This window comes from Aquibium sp. A9E412 (genome assembly GCF_030398335.1).
Lineage (GTDB): Bacteria > Pseudomonadota > Alphaproteobacteria > Rhizobiales > Rhizobiaceae > A9E412.
Window position 1 is genome coordinate 29114 of the sequence record NZ_JAOAOP010000010.1, and the last position, 21205, is coordinate 50318.

Here is a 21205-nt window from a genome sequence, read left to right on the forward strand (position 1 = left end):
GTCATGCGGCGGAAACCGCGCGCGCTGATGATCCAGGGCACCGGTTCCGACGTCGGCAAGTCGCTGCTCGTCGCCGGGCTGGCGCGCGCCTTCGCCGACCGCGGCCTGGCCGTGCGGCCGTTCAAGCCGCAGAACATGTCGAACAACGCCGCGGTGACCGCCGACGGCGGCGAGATCGGCCGTGCCCAGGCGCTGCAGGCGCGCGCCGCGCGCGTGCCGGCCTGTGTCGACATGAACCCGGTGCTGCTCAAGCCGCAGAGCGAGACCGGCGCGCAGATCGTCGTGCAGGGCCGCGTCGTCGGCACCGCCCGGGCGGCCGAGTACCAGGCACGCAAGCCAGACCTGATGCCCCCCGTGCTCGACAGCTTCGCGCGGATCGGCCGCGACGCGGATCTGGTCATCGTCGAGGGCGCCGGCAGCGCGGCCGAGGTCAACCTGCGCGCCGCCGACATCGCCAATATGGGCTTCGCCCGGGCGACGGACACGCCGGTCGTGCTCGTCGGCGACATCGACCGCGGCGGCGTGATCGCCAGCCTGGTCGGCACCCGGACGGTTCTCGACCCGGCCGACGCGGCGCTCGTCAGGGGCTTCGTCGTCAACAAGTTCCGCGGCGACCCGGCGCTGTTCGCCGACGGCATGACGCGCATCGCGGCGCTGACCGGCTGGCGCGCCATCGGCCTGCTGCCCTTCCTGCCCGACGTCGCGCGGCTGCCGGCCGAGGACGCGCTGGCGCTCGCCCGGCCGGATGCGCAGAAGCCCGGCGCCCGCGTGAGGATCGCCGTGCCGGTGCTGCCGCACATCGCCAATTTCGACGATCTCGACCCGCTCGACGCCGAGCCCGACGTCCGGGTCGAGCGCGTGCGGCCGGGGCGCGCCCTGCCGGGCGACGCCGACCTTGTGCTGCTGCCGGGATCGAAGGCGACGATCGCCGACCTGGCGGCGCTGCGCGCGGCCGGCTTCGACATCGACATCACCGCGCATGTGCGGCGCGGCGGCCGCGTGCTCGGGCTGTGCGGCGGCTACCAGATGCTCGGCCGCTCGATCGCCGATCCCGACGGCATCGAGGGGCCGCCGGGGCGCGTCGAGGGGCTCGGCCTGCTTTCGGTCGACACGCGGCTGACCGGCGCCAAGCGGCTGGTCGCGGTGCGCGGCACGAGCCATGACGGCGTCGCCCTGAGCGGCTACGAGATGCATGTCGGCGACACGCGCGGGCCGGACGCGGCGCGCCCCTTCGCCCGGCTCGCCGACGGCGCCGCCGACGGCGCGGTGTCGGCCGACGGGCTGGTGGCCGGGACCTATGTGCACGGCCTGTTCGCCGACGACCGCCAGCGCGCGGCCTGGATCGCGAGGCTGGGCGGCGCGGCCGGCGGGCTCGACCACGAGGCCGGCGTCGAGGCAGCGCTCGACGCGCTGGCCGCGCATGTCGCCGCGCATCTCGACCTCGACGGCCTGCTCGCCCTCACGCAAGGGCCGCCGCGATGAGCGCGAACAGGCCGACCAGCAGCCAGCCGGCGAGACGGCACAGATGAAGCGCGCGGCGGATGTCGGCGGCATCGGCCCGGCGCCGGCCGCCCACGCCCATCACGGCGTCCTCGACCGGCATGCCGTGGTAGCTGCGCGGCCCGGCGAGCGCCAGGCCGAGCGCGCCGGCCATGGCGGCCTCCGGCCAGCCGGCATTGGGCGAGCGGTGGCGGCCGGCGTCGCGCCGCACCGCCTGCCACGCCGCGTCGGCGTCGCCGTCCCGGGCGAGCCGGGCGGCGGCGACGAGAAGCAGCGCCGACAGCCGCGAGGCCGGCAGGTTGGCGAGATCGTCGAGCCGCGCGGCGGCCCAGCCGAAGGCGGCGTGGCGCGGCGTGCGGTGGCCGATCATGCTGTCGGCGGTGTTGAGCGCCTTGTAGGCGGCGCCGCCGGCGAGCCCGCCGAGGCCGAGCCACAGCGCCGGCGCGACGACGCCGTCGGAGAAGTTCTCGGCCAGGCTCTCGATGGCGGCGCGCGCCACGCCGGCCTCGTCGAGCGCCTCGGGGTCGCGGCCGACGATCGCGGCCACGGCGCGGCGCCCGGCGGCAAGCCCGCCGGTCTCGAGCGCGGCGGCGACGGCCTCGACATGCGCGTAGAGGCTGCGCTGGGCGAGCAGGCTGGAGCCGGCGAGAGCGGCGCCGGCGAGGCCGAGGGCGGCCGGCAGCGCGGCGAAGAGGGCGGCGAGGACGAGGCCGCCGGCCATGGCGGCGGCGAGCAGCAGCGCCAGCGCGACCGCGCCCATCGCGCGGCGCCGGCCGGGCGTGTCGGCCGCGCGGTTGAGGCCGCCGTCGAGCGCGGCGAGCAGCCGGCCCATCCAGGTGACCGGATGGCCGATCGCGCCGAACAGCGCCGGCGGGTAGCCGACGAGGCGTTCAACGAGCAGCGAGAGGAAGGCGAGCGGGAAGGCCATGGCGCGAACTGACTGCAACGATGCCCGGCCGGTGACCGATCACGGCGGCGATCTCGGCCGGGCCGCGCGCGACTTCGCCGCCGCGCCGCGCCCCTTCCTCGACCTGTCGACGGGCATCAACCCGCATTCCTATCCGCATTCGCCGCTCGCCGCCAGCGCGCTGACGCGGCTGCCGGACGCGGAGGCGACGCAGCGCCTGGCGGCGACGGCGGCGGCCCTCTACGGCGCCCCCTCGCCGGCCCATGTGGCGGCCGCGCCGGGCACGCAGATCCTGCTGCCGCAGGTCGCCCGGCTGGTGCGGCCCGGCCGCGCCGTCATCCTCGGCCCGACCTATGCCGAGCACCGCCGCGCCGCCGCGCTCGCCGGTCACGCGGTGGTCGAGACCGACGACCCGCAGGCGCTGGCGACGGCCGACCTCGCCGTCGTCGTCAACCCGAACAATCCGGACGGCCGGCTATTGCCGCGCGGCCGGCTGATGGCGATCGCCGAGGCGGTGGCGAGGCGCGGCGGCCTCCTCGTCGTCGACGAGGCGTTCATGGACGTCGCGCCCGCCGCGGCGAGCCTGGCCGGGGCGCTCGACGCGGCGCCGGTCGTCGTCTTGCGCTCGTTCGGCAAGTTCTTCGGCCTGGCCGGCGTGCGGCTCGGCTTCGCGCTCGCCGCACCGGCGCGCGCCGGCCGGCTGGCGGACGAGCTCGGCCCGTGGGCGGTGTCGGGCGCCGCACTCGCCATCGGCGGCGAGGCGCTCGCCGACCGGGCCTGGCAGGCGGCGATGCGGCGGCGGCTCGCCACGGAGGCGGCGGCGCTCGACGCCCGGCTTCGCGCGCACGGCCTCGCGGTCGCCGGCGGCACCAGCCTCTACCGCTTCGTGGCGACGCCGCAGGCGGCCCGGCTGCACGCCCATCTCGGCCGCCGCGGCATCCTGCTGCGCGCCTTCGAACGGCTGCCGGGGGCGCTGCGCATCGGCCTGCCGGGCTCGGCGGCCGGGCTGGCGCGGCTCGATGCCGGCCTTGCCGGATGGCGCGGCGCGGCGCCGGCGGCCCGGGGGGATGCGCGATGATCCATGTCTGCCCGCTGTCGCGGCTCGACGAGACGGTGCGCCGCAGCGGCGCCGGGCACCTGATCTCGCTGACGACCGCAGGCATGGCGGTGCCGCGGCCAGAGGTTATTGCGCCTGCCGACCACCTGGCGCTCACCATGCACGACATCGCCGAGGCGCGCGACGGCATGACGGCGCCGGCGCAGGCGCATGTCGACCGGCTGCTCGGCTTCGCGCGCGGCTGGGACCGGCGGCGGCCGGTGGTGGTGCACTGCTATGCCGGCATCAGCCGCTCGCCGGCGGCCGCCTACATCCTCGCCGCCGCACTGGCGCCGCAGTGCTGCGAACGCGACCTGGCCGAGACGCTGCGCCGACTGGCGCCGTCGGCCACGCCCAACGCACGGCTCGTTGCGCTCGCCGACGAAAGGCTCGGCCGCGGCGGCCGCATGATGGCGGCGATCGCGGCCATCGGCCGCGGCTGCGACGCCTATGAGGGGACGCCGTTCCGGCTCGCGCCGGCCGAGGCCTGAGACGGGGCGGCTCAGCGCGGATCGGGCAGCCGCGCCGGCCGCTCGGGCTGCTCGGCCGCCTCGGTCGGCTGCTCGGTGAAACCCTCCAGGTCCGACAGCTCCTCCACGTCGCGCTCGATCTCCAGCGGGCTCGTCACATAGGCCGTCACCAGCTCGGCGACCGAGCGCAGCGCATGGGTGTGGATGCGCTCGTAGCCGTGCGAGGCGTCGACGCCGAAGGCGATCAGCGCCGTGCGGATGTCGTGGCCGGCCTCGATGGCGGAGGCGGAGTCGGAGCGGTAGTAGCGGAAGACGTCCTTCTGGTAGCGGATGTCCTCGTCGCGGCACAGGTCGACCAGCTTCTTGGTCAGGTGGTAGTCGAACGGTCCCGCCTGGTCGGCCATGGCGACGGTGACGCCGAACTCCGAGGAGTTCTGGCCGGGCGCCGAGGTGCCGTTGTCGATGGTCACCATGGAGGCGATCTCCGGCGTGACGATCGAGGCCGCGCCGACGCCGACCTCCTCGGCGATGGTGAACAGCCAGTAGGTGTCGACCGGGGTGACCGCCTTCTCGCGGCGCATCGCCTGCAGCGCGGCGAGCGCGATGGCGACGCCGGCCTTGTCGTCGAGGTGGCGGGCGTTGATGAAGCCGTTGTCGAGGAACTCGGGCTGCGGGTCGACCGCCACGAAGTCGCCGATCTCGATGCCCAGCGCGCGCGTGTCGGCGCGGTTCCAGGTGATCGCGTCGATGCGCACCTCGACATGCTCCCAGCCGACGTCCATCTCGTCGACGGCGTCGTTGAAGGTGTGGCCGGAGGCCTTGAGCGGCAGGATGGTGCCGCGGTAGCTGCCCTTCTCGGTGTAGATCGTCACCCGCGCGCCCTCGGCGAAGCGAGCCGACCAGTGGCCGACCGGCACCAGCTCGAGGCGGCCGTTGTCGCGGACGTTCTTGACCTGGGCGCCGAGCGTGTCGAGATGCGCGATGATGGCGCGGGCGGCCTCGCGCCGCTCGCCGCGCCACACCGCGCGGATCGCGCCGCGGCGCGTCAGCTCCGGCTCCAGCCCGAGCCGCTCCAGCTCCTGCGTGCAGTGCCGCACGATCGTGTCGGTGTAGCCGGTCGGGCTGTCGATCGAAAGCAGCGCGCGAAGCTGCTCGCGCAGATAGTCGACGTCGATTCTGAGTCTGCTCACTTTCCCCCTCGCGGTGCCAGCGCGCGCGCCGCCGACTGCTGGCCCGAACGCGGGAACAGCAGGTCGACGAAGCGCTCTGCGGTCGGCTGCGGCTCGTGGTTGGCCAGGCCCGGCCGCTCGTTCGCCTCGATGAAGACGTAGTCCGGCTCGCGCGGCGAGCGCACCATCAGGTCGATGCCGACGACCGGGATGTCGATCGCCCGGGCGGCCGCGCAGGCCGCCTCGATCAGCCGCGCGTGGGTGACCTCGGTGACGTCGTGGATCGAGCCGCCGGTGTGCAGGTTGGCCGTCTTGCGCACCACCACCTCCTCGTTGGCCGGCGGCACGTCGTCGAGCGCCCAGCCGGCCGCCGACAGGCAGCGCCGCGTCTCGTCGTCGACGGGAATGCGGCTCTCGCCGCCGGTCGCCGCGGCGCGCCGGCGCGACAGGTGGGCGATCAGCTCCTCGATCGTGCCGCGGCCGTCGCCGACGACGCGCGGCGGGCGGCGCACGGCGGCCGCCACCACGCGATAGTCGATCACCACCAGGCGCAGATCCTCGCCCTCGAAGCAGGCTTCCAGCAGCACGCGGTCGGAGATGCGGCGCGCCTCGGCGATCGCCGCCTCGACCTCGTCGACCGTCTCGAGGCCGACCGAGACGCCGCGGCCCTGCTCGCCGCGCGCCGGCTTGACGACGACGCGGCCGTGCTTGTCGAGGAAGCCGGCGAGCGCGGCCCGGTCGTCGCCCGCCTCGAGCTGCTCGGGCACCGCGATGCCGGCGCGCTCGACCATGCGGCGGGTCACCGCCTTGTCGTCGCAGATCGACATGGCAACGGCCGAGGTGAGCTCCGACAGGCTCTCGCGGCAGTGGATCGAGCGGCCGCCGAAGGACAGGCGGAAGAAGCCGCCCTCCGCGTCGGTGACGTCGACGGCGACGCCGCGCCGGTGCGCCTCGTCGACGATGATGCGGGCATAAGGGTTGAGCCGGTCGTAGTCCTGCGGCGGATGGGTGAACAGCTTCTCGTTGATCGGGTTCTTGCGCTTGACCGCGAACACCGGCACCCGGTGGAAGCCGATCTTCTCGTAGAGCGCGATCGCCTGGCGGTTGTCGTGCAGCACCGACAGGTCGAGATAGGAGGCGCCGCGCGCCTTGAAGTGCTCGGCCAGCCGGCGCACCAGCAGTTCGCCGACGCCGGGGTGGCTGCACTGCGGATCGACGGCCAGGCACCACAGGGAGGTGCCGTTCTCGGGATCGTTGAAGACGCGCCGGTGGTCGACGCCGGTGACGGTGCCGACGATGTCGCCCGTCGCGTCGTCCTCGGCGACGAAATAGGTGATGGCGCGGCTGTCGCGCTTCGACCAGAAGAAGTCGGGCCGCACGGTCACCATGCCGCGCTGGGCGTAGATGGCGTTGACCGCCTCGGCGTCGGCCTCGGAGGTCAGCCGGCGGATGAAGAAGCCGCGCGGCTGGCGCCGGCTCGGCCGGTAGGTGGCGAGATCGAGCCGGTAGGTGTGCGAGGGATCGAGGAACAGCTCCTGCGGGGCGAGCGACAGCAGCACGTGCGGGTCGCGGATGTAGAAGGCGATGTCGCGGCGCTGCGGTCCCTCCTCGTGCAGCGCCTCGGCGATCGAGACGTTGTCCTCGAAGGTCTGGGCGAACAGCAGCCGCCCCCAGCCGAGATCGAGCGACACCGCCTTCGGCTGCTCGCTGTCGGGGCGCTCGTGCGGCGCGCCGATGGTCGGCTTCATGGATTCGCTGCGCAGGCGCTGCAGGCGATGGCGGATCGCCCTGTCGCCGCGGCCCTTGGCGCGCGCGCCGGCGTCGTCGTGTCGTGCCATGGCCGTAGCCCTTTCGTGCTCAGATCCCGTGCGTCTGCAGCCACATCTCCAGCAGCCCCACCTGCCACAGCTCCGAGCCGCGCAGCGGGGTGATGTGGTCGGCGGGCGCGGCGAACAGCCGGTCGAGATAGTCCTGCCGGAACAGGCCGCGCTCGCGCGCCGGCGCCGAGGACAGCGCATCGCGCACCATGTCGAGATACGGCCCGCCGACATATTTGAGCTGCGGCACGGGGAAGTAGCCCTTCTTGCGGTCGATCACCTCGTGCGGCACCACCAGGCGGGCGGCCTCCTTGAGCACGCCCTTGCCGCCCTGCTTGAGCTTTTCCTCCGGCGGGATGCGGGCGGCGAGCTCGACCAGCTCGTGATCGAGGAACGGCACGCGCGCCTCCAGCCCCCAGGCCATCGTCATGTTGTCGACGCGCTTGACCGGGTCGTCGACCAGCATGACGGTGGAATCGAGCCGCAGCGCGGCATCCACCGGCGTGTCGGCACCCGGCCGGTGCAGGCGCTCGGCGACCAGCTCGCGGCTGACGTCGCGGTCGGCGATCCACGCGTCGGCGAGCTGCGTCTTCAGCGTCTCGTGCGACCGGTCGAAGAAGACGCGGGCATAGTCGGACACCACGTCGTTCGAGCTCATCAGCGGCGGATACCAGTGGTAGCCGCCGAACACCTCGTCGGCGCCCTGCCCCGACTGCACCACCTTGATGTGCTTGGAGACCTCCTTCGACAGGAGATAGAAGCCGACATTGTCGTAGGAGACCATCGGCTCCGACATCGCCGCGAAGGTGCCCGGCAGCGCATCCATGAGCTGGTCGGAGGGCACGAAGATCTTGTGGTGATCGGTGCCGAAGCGCTTGGCGACCAGGTCGGAATAGTCGAACTCGTCGCCCTTCTCGCCGTGCGCCTCCTCGAAGCCGACGGAGAAGGTCATCAGGCCGCTCTGGCCGGCCTCGGCCAGAAGCCCGACGATGAGGCTGGAATCGACGCCGCCCGACAGCAGCACGCCGACCGGCACGTCGGCGACCATGCGCCGCTTGACGGCGAGCCGCAACGCGTCGAGCACGCGGTCACGCCACTCGTCGGGCGACAGCGCGGCGAGCGCCGGATCGCGCGCGAAGGGCGGGTCCCAGTAGACCGTGTCGCGCTGGCGGCCGTCGGCCTCGATGATGCGGATGGTCGCCGGCGGCAGCTTGCGCACGCCCTTCAGGATGGTGCGCGGCGGCGGCACCACGGCGTGGAAGGTCATGTAGGTGTGCAGCGCCTCACGGTCGATCCCGGTGTCGACGCCGCCGGCCTTGACCAGTGCCGGCAGCGACGAGGCGAAACGGATCGCCTGCGGCGTCTCGGCGAGATAGAGCGGCTTGATGCCGAAGCGGTCGCGCGCCATCACCACGCGGCCGGACTCGCGCTCCTGCAGCACGAAGGCGAACATGCCGTGCAGCCGGCCGAGCGCCTGCTCGCCCCAGGCGTGCCACGCCTTGAGGATGACCTCGGTGTCGCCGGTCGAGAAGAAGCGGTAGCCCTTCTCCTCCAGCTCGGCGCGCAGCTCGGGATAGTTGTAGATGCAGCCGTTGAAGGCGATGGTCAGGCCGAGCTCGGAATCGACCATCGGCTGGCGCGATTTTTCCGACAGGTCGATGATCTTGAGCCGCCGGTGGCCGAAGGCGGCCGGGCCGTGCAGCACGGCGCCCGCGCCGTCCGGTCCGCGCGGCGCCATCGCATCCATCATCGCCGCCAGCACCGCCGGCGAAGGCTGGCTGCCGTCGAACCTCACTTCTCCGCAGATTCCGCACATCGAAAGCGGCAGCCCCTCCTTTGTCGATCCTTTTTCGTCGATCCCGTTCGCCGGCCGGCACGAAACGCGATTTGCGTGTTGCGCGGCCACGCAAACTAGTTATAGTTCTAATGTTTTGATGTCAAATCTTTCATGGTCGTCATGAGTGCACGGGACGACAACGCCAGGCAGGACGATCCGTTCCCGCAGGACGAGCTGCGCGCGGTGGAAAAGGCGATCCGCCGCATCGTGCGCGCCAGCGACCTGCAGTCGCGCACGCTGGTCAAGACCGTCGGGCTGACGGCGCCGCAGCTCTTCATCCTGCGCGCCATCGCCGCGCTCGGCGAGGTGACGACGACGGCGCTGTCGGCGCATGCCGACCTCAGCCCGGCGACGGTGGTCACCGTGCTCGACAATCTCGAGGAGCGCGGCCTGATCGACCGCTACCGCTCGCTGAGCGACCGGCGCGTGGTGCACACCCGGTTGACGGCGCGCGGCCGCGCCGTCGTGGCGCGCGCGCCGGAGGCGCTGGGCGACCCGTTCGCCGGGCGCTTCTTCCTGCTGCCGGCGGCGCGCCGGCGGCAGATCGTCGAGGCGGCGCGCCAGCTCGCCGACATGATGGCGCGCGAGGCGCCGGCGGCGGAGACCGCCGCGCTTCCCGCCCGTCCGGACGAGGCCGCTCCGGCGCTGCCGCGCACGCGCCGCTGAGCCTGCGTCCTTCGCGTTCCGCGCGAAAAAAATGCCGCCGGCCGGCCGCGCCCTTGCGGTGGATCAAATCGCGCGCGGCCGCTTTGTGGTCCGCTCGCCGAAAGGGTGCGGCCGGCGGCCCGCCGGCGTGGACTTCGGGCCGGCCCGCACCCATGTGCATGCGCGGAAAGGCGGATTGGACGACATGAACTACCAGCGGTTCTTCGACGAGGCGATCGACCAGCTCCACGCGGAGCGGCGCTACCGGGTGTTCGCCGACCTCGAGCGCATCGCCGGCGCGTTTCCGCGCGCCATCTGGCGGGCCGACGGCACGGCGAAGGAGATCGTCGTGTGGTGCTCCAACGACTATCTCGGCATGGGTCAGCATCCCGACGTCGTCGCCGCGATGCGCAACACCGCCTCGCGCATGGGCTCGGGCGCCGGCGGCACGCGCAACATCTCGGGCACCAACCATCCGCTGGTCGAGCTGGAACTCGAGCTCGCCGACCTGCACGGCAAGGAGGCCGCGCTCGTCTTCACCTCCGGCTTCGTGTCCAACGAGGCGTCGATCTCGACCATCGCGCGGCTCCTGCCCGACTGCCTGGTGCTGTCGGACGAGCTCAACCATGCCTCGATGATCGAGGGGGTGCGGCGCTCGGGCGCGGAGAAGAAGATCTTCCGCCACAACGACATGGCGCATCTGGAAAGCCTGCTCAGGGCGGCCGGCCGCGAGCGCGCCAAGCTGATCGTCTTCGAGTCCGTCTACTCGATGGACGGCGACATCGCGCCGATCGCCGCGATCGCCGACCTGGCCGAGCGCTACAACGCGATGACCTACATCGACGAGGTGCACGCCGTCGGCATGTACGGCGAGCGCGGCGGCGGCATCACCGAGCGCGAGGGGCTGGCCGAGCGCATCGACGTGATCGAGGGCACGCTCGCCAAGGCGTTCGGCACGCTGGGCGGCTACATCGCCGGCGCGCGCTCGGTGGTCGATGCGGTGCGCTCCTACGCGCCGGGCTTCATCTTCACCACGGCGCTGCCGCCGGCGATCGCCGGTGCCGCGACCGCCTCGATCCGCCACCTGAAGCGCTCGCAGGCCGAACGCCGCAAGCACCAGCGCCAGGCGCAGCGCACCAAGGACGTGCTCGACGAAGCCGGCCTGCCGGTGATGCTGTCGCAGACGCACATCGTGCCGCTGCTGGTCGGCGATCCCGAGCTGTGCAAGCGCGCCAGCGACCGGCTGCTCACCGTGCACGGCATCTACATCCAGCCGATCAACTATCCGACCGTGCCGCGCGGCACGGAGCGGCTGCGCATCACGCCGACGCCGTTCCACGGCGACGCGCTGATCAACGGCCTGCGCGACGCGCTGATGGAGACGTGGCAGACGCTCGGCATCCCCTTCCAGGGCAGCGAGGCGCCGCCGGTGGTGCGCTCCGACCGCGTGGTGCCGCTGATCGTCGCCAAATCGGGCGGCTGAGGCCGCACCGCGAAGCGCGCGACCCTTCACGTCTCGGGCGGAGCGAAGCCCGTCGCCTCGGCGGATTCGTCCAGCCAGTCGGCCGCCAGGCTGAGCGAGGCGTAGAGCACGTAGCGGCCCGCGGCGTTGCGCACCTTCACCGTGAACACGCGGCGCATGTTGTCCGGCAGTTCCTCGCTCGCCACCTCCGGCAGCACCGAGACCGCGGCGCCGAGCAGCGCGTCGCGGCTGTCGCAGCGCAGGCCGACGGCGTCGTGCGTCTCGCGCCGGCCGTCGTTGATGTCGAAATAGAAGCGTGGCATCAGCCACCTCGCATCGCCGGTCGTGCCCGCAGGGCCGGCGCTATCGGGGGCCGCACCGGCCGCGCGGCCGTTCGTCGGCCACCGGCGGCTCGTCGGGCAGGACGCGCAGGTGAAGGTAGTTCGCCGTGAAGCCGGCGTAGCGGCTCAGCCGGTCGAGATCGGGCACGGTGACAACGCGCCCCTGGAATTCGACGAGACCGTCCTCGCGCAGCTTCTGCAGGCTGCGGTTGAGATGGACCGTCGAGATGCCGAGCGTGTCGGCCAGCTCGTCCTGCGTCAGCGGAAAGGCGAAGCTGTTCCCGTCGGTGCACCCGACGGTGCGCATGCGCACGTAGAGCTCGCAGAACAGGTGCGCGATCTGCTGGTTGGTCTTGCGCCGGCCCATGTTGACGAGCCATTCGCGCAGCACCGCCTCGTCGACCAGCGTCGCCCACCAGAGCGCCCGGGTGACCGTCGGATAGCGCTCGGTCAGACGCTCGATGGTCGGCCGCGCGATGCGGACGATCTCGCATTCCGACACGGTGGCGATCGAATGGTCCATGCGGCCCAGGATGGCGACGTGCAGGTCGCAGAAGTCGCCGGGCACGAGCAGCGCCATGATCGAGCGCGAGCCGTCGTCGAGCGTCTTGTAGCGGCAGGCGTAGCCGCTCACCACCAGATGCACGTGCTCGGGCTCTTCGCCCTCGATGATCAGGTCGGTCCGCGGTGCGACGATCCGGCGGTCGCGCTCGACAGCCGCGAGCCGTTCGCAGTCCTCGCGCGACAGGCGCGCGCCGTGCGACAGCTTGCGGACAAGCGGGCTCGGTCGGTGCATGGTTTGCAGCCTCGGTCTCCCTTCCCTGCTGCGCCCGGCCGACCCTAGACCATCGGCGGTCACGACTCCAGCGGCGCCGCGAACCCGTTGCCGCCCGCCTCGAGGTCGAAGCTGATGCTGCAACCGCGCAGCAAGGCGCGCCGGGCGATCGGCTCGACCAGCTCGGCGTCGGTCAGTTCGCAGGCGGGAAGCTCGCTGCGGACGCGGCGCACGGCCGCCCGCATCGACAGCAGATCGCCGGGTCTGCGCTGCATGACCACCCGCTCGATGATCTGCTCGGTGGTCGCCTTGGTCCTGAGCTGGTGCATCGCCGCCTCCTCCATCCGGCGACGCTAGGCCGGAACGGAGACATCCGCATTAACCTTTGTGGCGTGCGGACCCGGAGCCGATCTGCGTCTCGCGGCATCGCAGATCGGCTCCGGGCCGTTGTCTCGACGCGCTTGCGGACGGCGAACCGGTTTCCGCGTCGCCTGGAAACGGTCTAGCCGTCTCCGAGCCACGCGGCGAGGCGGTGCGCGGCGGCCTCGAGCTGGTCGATGCGGCGGTTGAAGCACAGCCGGAAGCAGGCCTCGCCGCCGGGGCCGAAGGCGGTGCCGGGCGCCAGGCCGACGCCGGTCTCGTCGACGATGCGCAGCGCGGCAGCGCGCGTGTCGGCCACCCCGTCGATCGAGAAGAACAGGTAGAAGGCGCCGGCCGGCGGCGCCAGCCGCACGCGCCCCGTCGCCTGGAGGATGGCGCAGACGCGGTCGCGGCCCTCGCCCGCCCGCGCCACCTGCGCGTCGACGAAGCCGTCGCCCTCGTCGAGCGCGGCGACCGCGCCGCGCTGCATGAAGGCGGCGACGCCCGAGGTGGCGTACTGCACCAGGTTCTCGAACACCTGCTGCAGGGCCGGATGGACCTCCAGCCAGCCGACGCGCCAGCCGGTCATCGCCCAGTTCTTGGAGAAGCTGTTGACGTGGAGGATGCGGTCGTCGTCGTCAGCGATGTCGTGAAAGGAGGCGGCGCGCGGCGCGTCGTAGACGAAGCGGCTGTAGATCTCGTCGGCGATGATCCACAGGCCGTGCCGGCGGGCGAGCGTCAGGATCGCCGCGAGCGTGGCGCGGTCGGCGGTCCAGCCGGTCGGGTTGGACGGCGTGTTGACGAACAGCGCCCGCGTGCGCGGCGTGATCGCCGCGGCGAGGCGGTCGGGATCGAGCCGCCAGCCGGCCGCGCCGCGCTCCAGGCCGACCGCGACGGGCCGGCCGCCGGCAATGGCGAAGGCGGCCGGGAAGTTCGGCCAGGCCGGCGACAGGTAGACGATCTCGTCGCCGGCGCCGGCCACCGCCTCGAGCGCCAGGCGGATCGCCTGCATGCCGCCGCCGGTGACGATGAAACGCTCGGGCACGAACGGCCGGCCGAAGTGGCGGGCGTGGTAGTCGGCGAGCGCGCGGCGCAGCTCCGGCACGCCGCGCTGCCAGGTGTAGAAGGTCTCGCCGGCCTCGAGCGCCCGGCTCGCCGCGCGCACGATGAAGGCCGGCGTCGGGCTGTCGCCCTCGCCGACCCACAGCGGAATCAGCCCGTCGCGGCCGCGGGCGTGGTTGACCACCGCCACGATGCCGCTTTCGGGCGCGGCGCGCGCCTCTGCCCGCAGCGCCGCCAGAAGCCGCGCGCCCGGCGCCTCGCTCATGCCGCGCCGGGGCGGGTGGCCAGCAGGTCGCGGATCTCCGTCAGCAGCTTGACGTCGGCCGGCGGCGCCGGCGGCTCGGTCGGCGCCTCGGTCTTCTCCTGCACCACGCGGCGGCGCAGATTGTTCACCGCGCGCACCATAAGGAAGATGATCCAGGCGAGGATCAGGAAGTTGAGCAGCACCGTGAGGAAGCTGCCATAGGCGAGCACGGCACCCTGCTCGCGCGCCGCCTCGAGCGTCGTCGCCGTCACCTCCGGCGCCAGCGCCACGAAGTAGTTGGAAAAATCGAGGCCACCGAAGATGGCGCCGACGATCGGCATGATGATGTCGTCGACCAGCGACGTCACGATCAGCCCGAAGGCGCCGCCGATGATGACGCCGACGGCCAGGTCCATGACGTTGCCGCGCGCGACGAACTCCTGGAATTCCTTGAGCATGCTGAGTTTCCCTCCGACGGACGACCGGCGGCCGCGCCCTGCGGCGCGCCGCGCCCGACCGGCACCTTAGCAGAGACGCCGGCCCGGCAAATCGCCTTTCGCGTCGCCGCCGGACCGCCTCCTCGCCGGCGCCGTCTTCGCCCAAAGAAGCATTGGACACCCCCCGCCGGCTGTGCTTGCCTCGCGGTGAACGGCGGCCGGCGCATGGCCGGCCCGCGCGTTCTGTCGCGGGTCCGCGCGCTGCCGGAGCCGCCAGCGGAGGGTCCGGCGTCGTGCAGGGCTGGAGCATCGCGATTCTGGCCATCGCCTATGTGACGATGCTGTTCGCCATCGCCAGCATCGGCGACCGGCGCGCCGCCCGCGGCCACGCCGCGCGCACCCGGCCGCTGATCTACGCGCTCAGCCTGGCGATCTACTGCACCTCCTGGACCTTCTTCGGCTCGGTCGGGCTCGCCTCGGAGCGCGGCTTCGAGTTCCTGGCGATCTACATCGGCCCGGTGCTCGTCTTCGTCTTCGCCCGGCCGATGCTCAGGCGCATCGTGCGGCTGGCGAAATCGGAGAAGATCACCTCGATCGCCGACTTCCTGGCGGCGCGCTACGGCAAGAGCTTCGCCGTCGCCTCGATCGCCACGCTGATCGCCACCTTCGGCACGATCCCCTACATCGCGCTGCAGCTCAAGGCGATCTCCGATTCCGTCAGCCTGATGGTCGAGCACTACAGCGGCGCGGCCTCGACCACCGGGCTGGCGATCGGCGACATCTCGCTGGTCGTGGCGATGCTTCTGGCGCTGTTCGCCGTGCTGTTCGGCACGCGCCACGCCGACGCCACGGAGCACCAGGACGGCCTGGTGCTGGCGGTGGCGGTGGAATCGATCGTCAAGCTCGCCGCCTTCCTGGCGACCGGCATCGCGGTCAGCTTCTTCCTGTTCGGCAGCCCGCTCGACCTGGTGCGCACGGTCGCCGCCAGCGAGGCCGTGCAGCAGGCCTTCAACCACTCGACCTCGCTCGCCACCTGGGTGGTGCTGACGACGCTGAGCGCCTTCGCCATCATCATGCTGCCGCGGCAGTTCTACGTCACCATCGTGGAGAACCGCGGCGAGGACGAGCTGAAGACCGCCTCGACGCTGTTCCCGCTCTATCTCGTGCTCATCAACCTGTTCGTCGTGCCGATCGCCTTCGCCGGACTGGCCTTCGTCGGCCCGCGCACCAACGCCGACCTCTACGTGCTTTCGGTGCCGCTGTTCCAGGGCCACGACCTGCTCGCCATCCTGGCCTTCGTCGGCGGCCTGTCGGCGGCCACCGCCATGGTGATCGTGGCCAGCGTGGCGCTGTCGATCATGATCTCCAACGACCTGGTGATCCCGCTGTTCGTGCGCCGGCTGCTGCGGCCCGACAGCCGCGAGAAGGAGGACTGGTCGAACGTCATCCTCAACATCCGCCGGGCGGCGATCTTCCTGATCCTGTTCGCCGCCTTCCTCTACTACCGCGAGACGACCAACAACACGCGGCTGGCGGCGATCGGGCTGATCTCGTTCGCCGCCATCGCCCAGTTCGCGCCCGCCTTCTTCGGCGGCCTGGTGTGGCGCGGGGCGAACGGCCGCGGCGCGGTGCTCGGCATGTGCGCGGGCTTCGTCTTGTGGGGCTACACGCTTCTGTTCCCGTCGCTGGCGCCGGCCGACACCGGCATCATCGCCGACGGGCCGTTCGGGCTCGCCGCGCTGCGCCCGCAGGCGCTGTTCGGCACCGTGGCCGAGCCGTTCAACCACGGCGTGCTGTGGAGCCTGGCGCTCAACACGCTGTTCTTCGTGTTCGGCTCGCTGTCACGCGCCGCCCGGCCGCTGGAGCGCATCCAGGCGGCGATCTTCGTGCCGCGTGACGCCGGGCCGATCCCCAATCTCAGGCGCTTCCGCACCGCGGTGACGGTGGACGACCTGAAGGAGGCGATCTCGCGCTATCTCGGCGCCGAGCGCACCGAGCGCTCCTTCGTCACCTTCGAGAAGACGCACGGCCGGCCGCTCGACGGCAAGGAGCAGGCCGGCATGGCGGTGATCCGCTACTCCGAGCAGCTCTTGGCGAGCGCCGTCGGCTCGTCGTCGGCGCGGCTCATCCTGTCGCTGCTGTTCCAGCGCAACGATTCGTCCTCGCGCGATGCCATGCGCCTGCTCGACGACGCCTCGGAGGCGCTGCAGCACAACCGCGACCTGCTGCAGACGGCGCTCGACCAGATGGAGCAGGGCATCACCGTCTTCGACAAGGACTTCCGGCTGATCTGCTGGAACCGGCAGTACCGGGCGCTGTTCGACCTGCCCGACGAGATGGGCCAGGTGGGCGTGTCGCTCGACCACATCGTCGAGCACCTGATCGCGCGCGGCGACCTGCCGCGCGAGGCCGACGTGACCACGCTCGACCGGCTGACGAGCTTCGGCTCGCCGTGGCAGATCGAGCTGCACACCTCCGGCCGCATCATCGAGCTGCGCTCCAACCCGATGCCCGACGGCGGCATCGTGGCGACCTACACCGACATCACCCAGCGGGTGGCGGCCGACATGGCGCTCAAGCGCGTCAACGAGACGCTGGAGCAGCGGGTGGCCTGGCGCACCGCCGAGCTGACGCGCGTCAACGAGGAGCTCGCCCAGGCGCAGATGCTGGCCGAGGAGGCCAATCTCGGCAAGACGCGCTTCCTGGCGGCGGCCGGCCACGACATCCTGCAGCCGCTCAACGCCGCACGGCTCTACTGCTCCTCGCTGATGGAGAAGACCGACCAGGGACCGGTGCGCGACGGCGTCGCCAACATCGAATCGGCGCTCGATTCGGTGGAGACCATCCTCGGCGCGGTGCTCGACATCTCGCGCCTCGACACCGGCGCGCTGAAACCGTCGGCGAGCGTCTTCCGGCTCGACGCGCTGATGCGCCAGATCGGCACCGACTTCCAGCCGCTCGCCGCGGAGAAGGGGCTGACGCTGACCATCGTGCCGTCCTCGCTGACCGTGCGCACCGACCGCAACCTGTTCCGCCGGCTGGTGCAGAACCTGGTGTCGAACGCCATCAAGTACACCCGCTCCGGCCGCATCCTGATCGGCGCGCGGCGGCGCGGCCGGCTGGTCGAGCTGCAGGTCTTCGACACCGGCATCGGCATCGCCGAGGACAAGCTGTCGACCGTCTTCCGCGAGTTCACCCGCCTCGACGAGGGCGCGCGCGAGGCCGAGGGGCTGGGCCTCGGCCTGTCGATCGTCGACCGCATCGCCCGCGTGCTCAGGCTGGAGATCCAGATCGCCTCGCTGCGCGGCCGCGGCACGCGCTTCTCCGTGGTGCTGCCGGTCAGCGCCGCCGGCCAGGCCGACCAGGCCGGCGAGGCGCGCGCGGCGGCCGGGCGCAGCGTGCTGCTCGACGGGCTGACGGTGCTGTGCATCGACAACGACCGGCGCATCCTGGAGGGCATGCGGCTCCTGCTGCAGGACTGGGGCTGCACCGTCGTCGCCATGGCCGGGCTGCGCGGCGGCGCCAGGCCGCCCGAGACGCCGCCCGACGTGATCCTCGCCGACTACCATCTCGACGGCGAGAACGGCATCGCCGTGGTGGCGGCGCTGCGCGCGCGCTACGGCCGCGAGGTGCCGGCGGTGCTGATCACCGCCGACCGGTCCAACGAGGTGCGCGCGCGCGCCGAGGCGCTCGACATGCCGGTGCTCAACAAGCCGGTGCGGCCGGCCGCGCTGCGCGCCATGCTGTCGCGCTACCGCAAGATGCTGGCGGCGGCGGAGTAACGGAGCCCGCGCCGGCGGTCTGGCGGCAAAGCGGCAACCGGTTCGCCGGGCGCAACCGCGCCGGAACGCGGCGCCGGAGCCGGTCTGCGGTCTTGCGGGACGTGCGGCCGGCGCTACGCCGTCTGCGGCGCGAAGAAGGCGAAGCGGCCGCGGCCGGAGCCCTTGGCGGCGTAGAGGGCGGCGTCGGCGCGGGCGAGCAGCGTGTCGCAATCGAGCCCGTCGCGCGGCGCCAGCGCGATGCCGATCGACACGCCGACGCGCACCTGGCGGCCGGCGAGACGGAACGGCGCGGCAAGCCGCTCCAGGATGCGGCCGGCCAGCACGCCGGCGTCCTGCCCGGCGCGGATGCCGGTCTGCACGATGGCGAACTCGTCGCCGCCGATGCGCGCCAGCGTGTCGCTTTCGCGCACCGCGGCGCGCATGCGCCGGGCCAGGCCGACGAGCAGCTCGTCGCCGGCCTTGTGGCCGAGGCCGTCATTGACCGGCTTGAAGTCGTCGATGTCGAGATAGTGCACCGCCATCGCCGCGCCGCGCCGGGCGAGCGCGACGGCGCTCTTCAGCCGGTCGGCGAACAGCAGCCGGTTGGGCAGGTCGGTCAGCGGATCGTGATGCGCCATGTGCGCGATCAGCGCCTGGTTGCGGCGCTGCTCGGTGACGTCGAGATAGGTGGTCACGAAGCCGCCGCCGGCCAGCGGCACGCCGCGCACCTCGACCACCGTGCCGTTCGGCCGCGTGCGTTCGTAGGCGTGCGGCCTGCGCTGGCGCGCCAGCGCCAGGCGGCGGCGCACATGCGCCTCGACGTCGCCCGGGCCGTATTCGCCGCGCTGCGCGTTGAAGCGGAACAGCGCCTCGAGCGTCGGATAGCCGTCGGCGAACAGCGCGTCGGGGTAGTCGAGCAGCGCCTTCTGCTGCGCGTTGCACAGCACCATGCGCAGGTCCTTGTCGTAGAGCGAGATGCCGCCGGGAAAGTTCTCGATCACCGCCTCGAGCAGTCGGACGCGCTCGCGCAGGTCGTCGACATACCGCCCCATGCGCGCCAGCGCCCCGGCGAGCGCCGCCAGCCCGCCGTCGCCCGCCGACGGCGTCGTGTCCAGGTTCTGCATCGCCACATCCCCAAGCGGCGCCGCTGCGCGGCGCCATGCGTGCGTGACGCAACGTTAGTCCGGCCTTTCTTGCCATCGCCTTAACGCTACGTAAGGCCGCCGCCCGGCATGCCGGCGGCCGCGCGCGCCGGCGCAGACGCAAATGCCCGACGGGCGCCCGAGCGCCGCGCGCCAAGCCGGCTCGCCGCCCTTCCGCACCACGATGCGGCCCGGGGAGACAGGACCCGTGCGCCGCGTCGACCAGACCCCGCCGCGCCCCGGCGCCGTCCCGCCTTTCGCAGGCGCGGCGGCCGGCTGCGAGGCAGCGCCCGGCGCGTATCCGGAGCGCCGACCGGCTTAAGAGCGCCGACCGGCTCCCGCTTCACCCGGCGACGCTGGCGCACCCTGCCACACCCGGCGACGTGGCGGTCGGCTGAGGCATCCTCTGACGCATATCCGCAGCGCCGACCGGCTCCCGCTTGACCCGGCAACGCTGGCGCGCCCTGCCACATTCGGCGACGCGGCGGTCGGCTCCGAGGCATCCTCTGACGCGTATCCGCAGCGCCGACCGGTTCCCGCTTGACCCGGCGACGCTGACGCACCCGGCGACGCGGCGTCCGTTTGCAGCCGATGCCGTTCCCGCCGCGCGCCGCGACCGGGCCGCCCGGCGCGGCGGAATTGTCCGTTGATGCCACCCCCGCCTTCGGTTATGTAGGCGCGGTCGGCCGCCGCAGCGCGGCCCGGGCACCCGTAGCTCAGCTGGATAGAGCGCTGCCCTCCGAAGGCTGATGTCAAGGGGGTTGGCGACAAAGAGGAGACGAAAAAAGGTTGTAAGAACAAGGATTTGCGAGGTCGTCATTCTGATCTTTCAACTCGCGAAAAGTTCACGTAAGCACTGCGTAAGCAGTTGCGACCCGGTAAGCACCCGTAGCTCAGCTGGATAGAGCGTCGCCCTCCGAAGGCGAAGGCCACAGGTTCGAATCCTGTCGGGTGCGCCACTTAAAACAGAACTATGAACGTCGAACGCCCGCGTTCAATGCTGAATGCTGCGACTAACATTCGCGGTTTATTCCGACTTCGCCATACGAACCTCTTCGTCCGCGACCCCGACGCGCTGTGCGAGCGCACGCTGATGATCTCGGCGGTAGCCGCCATCTTCGGCGTGTCGGTTCTGCGTGTGCTCATTGGGGGCTAATCGACGTCGTGTTCTGTCAACTTCCTGGGAGCCAAAGCGGTTGTTTCCCAAGCTCCGGCTGGTGCGTGCTCAGTAGAATTCATCAAGTAGCCGGTAGAAGGCCGCTCGGTCGGAATCAAAATCGCTGATGCCATAGTGACCGAGGAACGGCTTGACCCATTCGCGACCGAGCTCCTCGGCGATGTCCCGTGTGGTCAATGCTAAATCCTGACAGCGGTCTGCTAACCCCAGGCGGCCGCAATCGATGACGCCGGAGAAGCGGCCGCTCTCTACCATAACATTTGGCAGACAAGCGTCGCCGTGCGTGACTACCAAGTTCTCACGAAGCGGCTTGCGGGCTTGCAGCCGTGCAAACAGCTCAGTCGGCCCAAGACCCTGATGCTCATCATCGAGATCATCCTGATCTACCAGGCCGGCCTCCATTCGCGCCCGTGCCAGCTCGATGCGGTGCTCTGCTCTATGATCAAACGGGCAGGTCGTCGGGTCGAGTTGATGAAGCTGGCGCAAGACGGCGGCCATCATCGCCACTTTCTCCTCCGCACCCATCGAGGCCGAAAGCAGGTTTTCGCCGGGCACCGCGCTCAGCAGCAGCCAATCCCGCTCCTGTTGGTGGACCTCAGCAAGCACCTGTGCGCAGGGCAGGCCGGTCGTTGACAGCCAGCGCAGCCGCGCTGCCTCTTCTTGTAGTTCGCTCAACAAGCCGGCTGGCTCGGTTTTCACGAACAGAACCCGTCTGCCTGGTGCCTCAACGCGGAATACCGCCGCTTCCGAGCCGCCGACTGTTTGCTGGGTCCAGGTGTAGCTGGCCAGCTTTTCCTTCCAGGCCATTGGGGCTTGGGTCAAAACACGTTCTTCTTCCAACATACTTCCAAGTAGAAACAGGATCTGGCTCTCGGTGCAACTACTGTGACACTGCTCGTCCAAGCCTTCCGGCAAAGAGGTGAGCGCGGCCTGAGCAAGAATCCATATTGATGTTTCCGTTACTGCATCGTTCCGCGGCAACTCTTTGGCAACCTCCATTCCT

The 21205-nt window shown here is 71.5% G+C and carries 17 protein-coding genes and 1 tRNA gene; 7 read left to right on the forward strand and 11 right to left on the reverse strand.

The window, feature by feature from the left end; genetic code table 11:
* Positions 1 to 27: 27 nt before the first annotated feature.
* On the forward strand, positions 28 to 1482 hold the full coding sequence (locus N1F89_RS06475; RefSeq protein WP_290082730.1) for a cobyric acid synthase: 1455 nt from the start codon (positions 28 to 30) through the stop codon (positions 1480 to 1482).
* Here N1F89_RS06475 and cbiB read toward each other — a convergent pair.
* The gene (gene cbiB, locus N1F89_RS06480) at positions 1460 to 2428 is read right to left on the reverse strand and encodes an adenosylcobinamide-phosphate synthase CbiB (protein ID WP_290082676.1); all 969 of its coding nucleotides are present in this window, start codon (positions 2426 to 2428) and stop codon (positions 1460 to 1462) included. The two genes, N1F89_RS06475 and cbiB, sit on opposite strands and share 23 nt — an antisense overlap.
* Between cbiB and cobD the strand changes: the two genes are divergently transcribed.
* Together cobD and N1F89_RS06490 are read left to right on the forward strand one after the other, a co-directional pair.
* The gene (gene cobD / locus N1F89_RS06485; protein WP_290082678.1) at positions 2427 to 3485 is read left to right on the forward strand and encodes a threonine-phosphate decarboxylase CobD; all 1059 of its coding nucleotides are present in this window, start codon (positions 2427 to 2429) and stop codon (positions 3483 to 3485) included. The genes cbiB and cobD overlap by 2 nt on opposite strands.
* On the forward strand, positions 3482 to 3994 hold the full coding sequence (locus tag N1F89_RS06490; protein WP_290082680.1) for a protein tyrosine phosphatase: 513 nt from the start codon (positions 3482 to 3484) through the stop codon (positions 3992 to 3994). Before cobD ends, N1F89_RS06490 begins: the two co-directional genes overlap by 4 nt.
* An 11-nt stretch (positions 3995 to 4005) precedes the next feature.
* Here the strand turns inward: N1F89_RS06490 and N1F89_RS06495 are convergent, their stop codons facing one another.
* From N1F89_RS06495 to N1F89_RS06505, 3 genes are read right to left on the reverse strand one after another with little or no spacing between them, the layout of a single operon-like run.
* Positions 4006 to 5163: an osmoprotectant NAGGN system M42 family peptidase gene (locus N1F89_RS06495; RefSeq protein ID WP_290082683.1), complete on the reverse strand. Its 1158-nt coding sequence runs from the start codon at positions 5161 to 5163 to the stop codon at positions 4006 to 4008.
* Entirely contained in the window at positions 5160 to 6980 is a 1821-nt protein-coding gene (gene ngg, locus N1F89_RS06500) for an N-acetylglutaminylglutamine synthetase (RefSeq protein WP_290082685.1), read from the reverse strand. The genes N1F89_RS06495 and ngg overlap by 4 nt, the downstream gene beginning before the upstream one ends.
* A gap of 19 nt (positions 6981 to 6999) precedes the next feature.
* The gene (locus tag N1F89_RS06505; RefSeq protein WP_290082687.1) at positions 7000 to 8775 is read right to left on the reverse strand and encodes an N-acetylglutaminylglutamine amidotransferase; all 1776 of its coding nucleotides are present in this window, start codon (positions 8773 to 8775) and stop codon (positions 7000 to 7002) included.
* 141 nt (positions 8776 to 8916) lie between these two features.
* On the opposite strand from N1F89_RS06505, the gene N1F89_RS06510 reads away from it, so the two are divergent.
* Both N1F89_RS06510 and hemA read left to right on the forward strand, forming a co-directional pair.
* Entirely contained in the window at positions 8917 to 9462 is a 546-nt protein-coding gene (locus N1F89_RS06510; RefSeq protein ID WP_290082688.1) for a MarR family transcriptional regulator, read from the forward strand.
* 184 nt (positions 9463 to 9646) lie between these two features.
* Positions 9647 to 10924: a 5-aminolevulinate synthase gene (hemA, locus tag N1F89_RS06515; protein ID WP_290082690.1), complete on the forward strand. Its 1278-nt coding sequence runs from the start codon at positions 9647 to 9649 to the stop codon at positions 10922 to 10924.
* A gap of 26 nt (positions 10925 to 10950) precedes the next feature.
* On the opposite strand, the gene N1F89_RS06520 is transcribed toward hemA, so the two are convergent.
* From N1F89_RS06520 to mscL, 5 genes are all read right to left on the reverse strand, one after another.
* Positions 10951 to 11226 carry a hypothetical protein gene (locus N1F89_RS06520; protein ID WP_290082692.1) on the reverse strand — a complete coding sequence of 92 codons (276 nt, stop codon included), beginning with the start codon at positions 11224 to 11226 and terminating at the stop codon, positions 10951 to 10953.
* Between the two features lie 40 nt (positions 11227 to 11266).
* Positions 11267 to 12040 (reverse strand): Crp/Fnr family transcriptional regulator, encoded by a 774-nt coding sequence (locus N1F89_RS06525; protein ID WP_290082695.1) that lies wholly within the window; start codon positions 12038 to 12040, stop codon positions 11267 to 11269.
* A 59-nt stretch (positions 12041 to 12099) separates the two neighbouring features.
* The gene (locus tag N1F89_RS06530) at positions 12100 to 12348 is read right to left on the reverse strand and encodes a hypothetical protein (protein WP_290082696.1); all 249 of its coding nucleotides are present in this window, start codon (positions 12346 to 12348) and stop codon (positions 12100 to 12102) included.
* Positions 12349 to 12521: 173 nt separating this feature from the next.
* Positions 12522 to 13706: a pyridoxal phosphate-dependent aminotransferase gene (locus N1F89_RS06535; protein WP_290082698.1), complete on the reverse strand. Its 1185-nt coding sequence runs from the start codon at positions 13704 to 13706 to the stop codon at positions 12522 to 12524.
* Complete coding sequence (mscL, locus tag N1F89_RS06540) at positions 13703 to 14143, reverse strand: large conductance mechanosensitive channel protein MscL (protein WP_290082700.1); 441 nt, start codon at positions 14141 to 14143, stop codon at positions 13703 to 13705. Before mscL ends, N1F89_RS06535 begins: the two co-directional genes overlap by 4 nt.
* Before the next feature lie 272 nt (positions 14144 to 14415).
* Here mscL and N1F89_RS06545 point away from each other — a divergent pair, with 272 nt between their 5' ends.
* Positions 14416 to 17904, forward strand: coding sequence for a PAS domain-containing hybrid sensor histidine kinase/response regulator (locus tag N1F89_RS06545; protein WP_290082702.1), 3489 nt, complete (start codon positions 14416 to 14418; stop codon positions 17902 to 17904).
* A 113-nt stretch (positions 17905 to 18017) separates the two neighbouring features.
* Here N1F89_RS06545 and N1F89_RS06550 read toward each other — a convergent pair whose 3' ends face one another.
* Positions 18018 to 19007 (reverse strand): diguanylate cyclase, encoded by a 990-nt coding sequence (locus N1F89_RS06550; protein WP_290082704.1) that lies wholly within the window; start codon positions 19005 to 19007, stop codon positions 18018 to 18020.
* Positions 19008 to 19907: 900 nt separating this feature from the next.
* Here N1F89_RS06550 and N1F89_RS06555 point away from each other — a divergent pair.
* Positions 19908 to 19984, forward strand: a tRNA-Arg gene (locus tag N1F89_RS06555).
* 266 nt (positions 19985 to 20250) lie between these two features.
* Here N1F89_RS06555 and N1F89_RS06560 read toward each other — a convergent pair.
* Positions 20251 to 21045, reverse strand: coding sequence for an APH(3')-II family aminoglycoside O-phosphotransferase (locus N1F89_RS06560; RefSeq protein WP_290082731.1), 795 nt, complete (start codon positions 21043 to 21045; stop codon positions 20251 to 20253).
* Positions 21046 to 21205 lie beyond the last annotated feature (160 nt).

Excerpts from the sequence above, each read along its gene's own strand:
- N1F89_RS06475 (WP_290082730.1), top strand. The coding sequence starts at position 28 with ATGATCCAGGGCACCGGTTCCGACGTCGGCAAGTCGCTGCTCGTCGCC.
- cobD (WP_290082678.1), top strand. The coding sequence starts at position 2,427 with ATGGCGCGAACTGACTGCAACGATGCCCGGCCGGTGACCGATCACGGC.
- cbiB (WP_290082676.1), bottom strand. The coding sequence starts at position 2,428 with ATGGCCTTCCCGCTCGCCTTCCTCTCGCTGCTCGTTGAACGCCTCGTC.
- N1F89_RS06490 (WP_290082680.1), top strand. The coding sequence starts at position 3,482 with ATGATCCATGTCTGCCCGCTGTCGCGGCTCGACGAGACGGTGCGCCGC.
- ngg (WP_290082685.1), bottom strand. The coding sequence starts at position 6,980 with ATGGCACGACACGACGACGCCGGCGCGCGCGCCAAGGGCCGCGGCGAC.
- N1F89_RS06505 (WP_290082687.1), bottom strand. The coding sequence starts at position 8,775 with ATGTGCGGAATCTGCGGAGAAGTGAGGTTCGACGGCAGCCAGCCTTCG.
- N1F89_RS06510 (WP_290082688.1), top strand. The coding sequence starts at position 8,917 with ATGAGTGCACGGGACGACAACGCCAGGCAGGACGATCCGTTCCCGCAG.
- hemA (WP_290082690.1), top strand. The coding sequence starts at position 9,647 with ATGAACTACCAGCGGTTCTTCGACGAGGCGATCGACCAGCTCCACGCG.
- N1F89_RS06520 (WP_290082692.1), bottom strand. The coding sequence starts at position 11,226 with ATGCCACGCTTCTATTTCGACATCAACGACGGCCGGCGCGAGACGCAC.
- N1F89_RS06525 (WP_290082695.1), bottom strand. The coding sequence starts at position 12,040 with ATGCACCGACCGAGCCCGCTTGTCCGCAAGCTGTCGCACGGCGCGCGC.
- N1F89_RS06530 (WP_290082696.1), bottom strand. The coding sequence starts at position 12,348 with ATGCACCAGCTCAGGACCAAGGCGACCACCGAGCAGATCATCGAGCGG.
- N1F89_RS06535 (WP_290082698.1), bottom strand. The coding sequence starts at position 13,706 with ATGAGCGAGGCGCCGGGCGCGCGGCTTCTGGCGGCGCTGCGGGCAGAG.
- mscL (WP_290082700.1), bottom strand. The coding sequence starts at position 14,143 with ATGCTCAAGGAATTCCAGGAGTTCGTCGCGCGCGGCAACGTCATGGAC.
- N1F89_RS06550 (WP_290082704.1), bottom strand. The coding sequence starts at position 19,007 with ATGCAGAACCTGGACACGACGCCGTCGGCGGGCGACGGCGGGCTGGCG.
- N1F89_RS06560 (WP_290082731.1), bottom strand. The coding sequence starts at position 21,045 with ATGTTGGAAGAAGAACGTGTTTTGACCCAAGCCCCAATGGCCTGGAAG.